This is a genomic window from Vibrio sp. 1978, assembly GCF_033344345.1.
Genome location: NZ_JAWPOP010000893.1, coordinates 1 through 546 on the forward strand (window position 1 = coordinate 1; position 546 = coordinate 546).

1 protein-coding gene is annotated in these 546 nt (G+C 43.2%); it reads right to left on the reverse strand.

Features of this window, described 5'->3' with window-relative positions; genetic code table 11:
• Nucleotides 1–546, reverse strand: a 546-nt coding sequence (locus R8N49_RS29720) for an ABC transporter transmembrane domain-containing protein (protein ID WP_318190775.1), incomplete at both ends; no start/stop codon positions are given.

Genomic DNA, 546 nt, shown 5'->3' on the forward strand with positions numbered 1-546 from the left:
TACATAATTCGCTTTTCTTGTTGCCTCAGCTGAATCACGCTCATCCCTTGGATTGATTCGCTTAAGTTGGCGTTAATGTCCGTGAGCAAGTCACGCATTCTGCGATAACTCTCGGTACTGAGTTGTTTAAACAGATACATAAAGCCAATTACGATCGGTAACAGAACGAGAACAACCAACGTCACCTTCCAACTCATGAAGAACATGACACCCAACATCACCACGATCATCACAACGTTCTTAACCACGGTCGCGATTAACAACTCGTAAAACTGCTGAAGTGATTCTGTATCATTCGTGATTCGAGAAACAAGCTTACCAGCAGGCGTGTAGTCAAACGCAGAAAGTGGCTGTTTGATCACTCCCGAAAACACTTGCTTGCGAATGGTTTTGATCGTGTTCGTTGCCACCATGCTAAATTGCAACGATTGAAGATATTGGAACGTTGCTGAAATGACTTGAAGTGACACGTAGCCCAACGCTAAAGCAGTCAATACGTTACGAGAATAGTCACCTTTGGCAATGTGTTCATCAATAAAATACTGG